This is a genomic window from Alteribacillus sp. HJP-4, assembly GCF_042139015.1.
In the GTDB taxonomy this organism is placed as follows: domain Bacteria; phylum Bacillota; class Bacilli; order Bacillales; family Marinococcaceae; genus JBHIKY01.
This window is the reverse complement of sequence record NZ_JBHIKY010000049.1, coordinates 1-3,256: the sequence shown is the minus strand read 5'-3', so window position 1 is coordinate 3,256 and position 3,256 is coordinate 1. Positions and strand designations below refer to the sequence as shown.

The following is a 3,256-nucleotide window of genomic DNA, read 5'->3' as shown; positions in this document are numbered from 1 at the left end:
GCCCCTTCATTATCATCAGCGCTGAAGAGCTTAACTTCCGTGTTCGGCATGGGAACGGGTGGGACCTCTTCGCTGTCGTCACCGGACAATGCGGCACATCGGTGCCTTTAGGAGAAAATGTATTCCCTCAAAACTGGATAACGAATATCAATAGAGAGCCGATTGGTCACGAGGCGCTTTCCTTTGCGTTGGATAAGCCCTCGACCGATTAGTATCTGTCAGCTGCACGTGTCGCCACGCTTCCACCTCAGACCTATCAACCTTGTCTTCTGCAAGGGGTCTTACTCACTTGGCGTGATGGGAAATCTCATCTTGAGGGGGGCTTCATGCTTAGATGCTTTCAGCACTTATCCCGTCCACACGTAGCTACCCAGCGATGCTCCTGGCGGAACAACTGGTACACCAGCGGTGTGTCCATCCCGGTCCTCTCGTACTAAGGACAGCTCCTCTCAAATTTCCTGCGCCCGCGACGGATAGGGACCGAACTGTCTCACGACGTTCTGAACCCAGCTCGCGTGCCGCTTTAATGGGCGAACAGCCCAACCCTTGGGACCTACTTCAGCCCCAGGATGCGACGAGCCGACATCGAGGTGCCAAACCTCCCCGTCGATGTGGACTCTTGGGGGAGATAAGCCTGTTATCCCCAGGGTAGCTTTTATCCGTTGAGCGACGGCCCTTCCATACGGTACCGCCGGATCACTAAGCCCGACTTTCGTCCCTGCTCGACTTGTAGGTCTCGCAGTCAAGCTCCCTTCTGCCTTTGCACTCTGCGAATGATTTCCAACCATTCTGAGGGAACCTTTGGGCGCCTCCGTTACTGTTTAGGAGGCGACCGCCCCAGTCAAACTGCCCACCTGACACTGTCCCTGGACCGGTTCACGGTCCGAGGTTAGAATTTCCGTACAGCCAGGGTAGTATCCCACCGACGCCTCCTCCGAACCTGGCGGTCCGGATTCCAAGGCTCCTACCTATCCTGTACAAGCTGTACCAAAATCCAATATCAAGCTGCAGTAAAGCTCCATGGGGTCTTTCCGTCCTGTCGCGGGTAACCTGCATCTTCACAGGTAATATAATTTCACCGGGTCTCTCGTTGAGACAGTGCCCAAGTCGTTGCACCTTTCGTGCGGGTCGGAACTTACCCGACAAGGAATTTCGCTACCTTAGGACCGTTATAGTTACGGCCGCCGTTTACTGGGGCTTCAATTCGAAGCTTCTCCCCGAAGGGGATAACCTCTCCTCTTAACCTTCCAGCACCGGGCAGGTGTCAGCCCCTATACTTCGCCTTGCGGCTTCGCAGAGACCTGTGTTTTTGATAAACAGTCGCTTGGGCCTTTTCACTGCGGCTCTCCGGGGCGATAAACCCTGGAGAGCACCCCTTCTCCCGAAGTTACGGGGTCATTTTGCCGAGTTCCTTAACGAGAGTTCTCCCGAGCGTCTTAGAATTCTCATCCCACCTACCTGTGTCGGTTTGCGGTACGGGCACCTTTTCCCTCGCTAGAGGCTTTTCTTGGCAGTGGAGGATCAGGAACTTCGGTACTCATTTTCCCTCGCCATCACCGCTCAGCCTGCATGATGGGCGGATTTCCCTGCCCATCGGCCTCACGGCTTGGACGCGCATATCCAGCAGCGCGCTTGCCTTACCTTCCTGCGTCCCCCCGTCACTCAAACGGGAAGGAGGTGGTACAGGAATATCAACCTGTTTGCCATCGCCTACGCCTTTCGGCCTCGGCTTAGGTCCCGACTAACCCTGAGCGGACGAACCTTCCTCAGGAAACCTTGGGTTTTCGACGGAAGGGATTCTCACCCTTCTTTTCGTTACTCATACCGGCATTCTCACTTCAAAGCGCTCCACCGGTCCTCACGGTCCGGCTTCTCCGCCCTTTGAACGCTCCCCTACCAGAACACACCCGATGGTGTGTCTCCACAGCTTCGGTGCTGCGTTTAGCCCCGGTACATTTTCGGCGCAGAGTCACTCGACTAGTGAGCTATTACGCACTCTTTCAATGATGGCTGCTTCTAAGCCAACATCCTAGTTGTCTAAGCAACTCCACATCCTTTTCCACTTAACGCAGACTTAGGGACCTTAGCTGGTGGTCTGGGCTGTTTCCCTCTTGACTACGGATCTTAGCACTCGCAGTCTGACTCCCGGACAACAAGTCTCTGGCATTCGGAGTTTGACTGAATTCGGTAATCCGGTAGGGACCCCTAGTCCAATCAGTGCTCTACCTCCAGGACTCTTTCATCCGAGGCTAGCCCTAAAGCTATTTCGGGGAGAACCAGCTATCTCCGAGTTCGATTGGCATTTCACCGCTACCCACACCTCATCCCCGCAATTTTCAACTTGCGTGGGTTCGGGCCTCCAACAGGTGTTACCCTGTCTTCACCCTGGACATGGGTAGATCACACGGTTTCGGGTCTACGACCGCATACTCCAGACGCCCTGTTCAGACTCGCTTTCGCTGCGGCTCCGCCTCTTCGGCTTAACCTGGCATACGATCGTAACTCGCCGGTTCATTCTACAAAAGGCACGCCGTCACCCGTAAACGGGCTTCGACTACTTGTAGGCACACGGTTTCAGGATCTCTTTCACTCCCCTTCCGGGGTGCTTTTCACCTTTCCCTCACGGTACTGGTTCACTATCGGTCACTAGGGAGTATTTAGCCTTGGGAGATGGTCCTCCCGGATTCCGACGGAATTTCTCGTGTTCCGCCGTACTCAGGATCCACTCCGGAGGAAGCAGGATTTCGACTACCGGGCTCTTACCGTGTCCCGCGGGCCATTCCAGGCCGCTTCGTCTACCCTGCTTCTTGGTAACTCCGATGGAGTGTCCTACAACCCCAGGGTGCAAGCACCCTGGTTTGGGCTGATTCCGTTTCGCTCGCCGCTACTCAGGAAATCGCGTTTGCTTTCTCTTCCTCCGGGTACTAAGATGTTTCAGTTCCCCGGGTCTGCCTTCTCACACCCTATGTGTTCAGGTGTGGATCTCATCCCATTACGGATGAGGGGTTCCCCCATTCGGACATCCCCGCCTCACAGCTTACTTACAGCTCCGCGGGGCGTTTCGCCGTTCGTCGCGTCCTTCATCGGCTCCTAGTGCCAAGGCATTCACCGTGCGCCCTTTCTAACTTAACCTGCAAAGGTTTGTTGGACATGAGTTTTCTCACTCTAAAAACGCCTCGGAATTTTATTCTCATAAAACTCCAAGTGTGATTCTTTGGCTCTCACAATATTTCGTTATCCAGTTTTCAAGGAACAA

2 rRNA genes are annotated in these 3,256 nt (G+C 54.6%); both read right to left on the bottom strand.

Going from position 1 to position 3,256, the window contains the following annotated elements:
* Positions 1-86: ribosomal RNA gene (gene rrf / locus ACE4RR_RS21300) — 5S ribosomal RNA — on the bottom strand; the annotation flags it as partial.
* A gap of 102 nt (positions 87-188) precedes the next feature.
* Positions 189-3,132: ribosomal RNA gene (locus ACE4RR_RS21295) — 23S ribosomal RNA — on the bottom strand.
* Between the last annotated feature and the right edge of the window lie 124 nt (positions 3,133-3,256).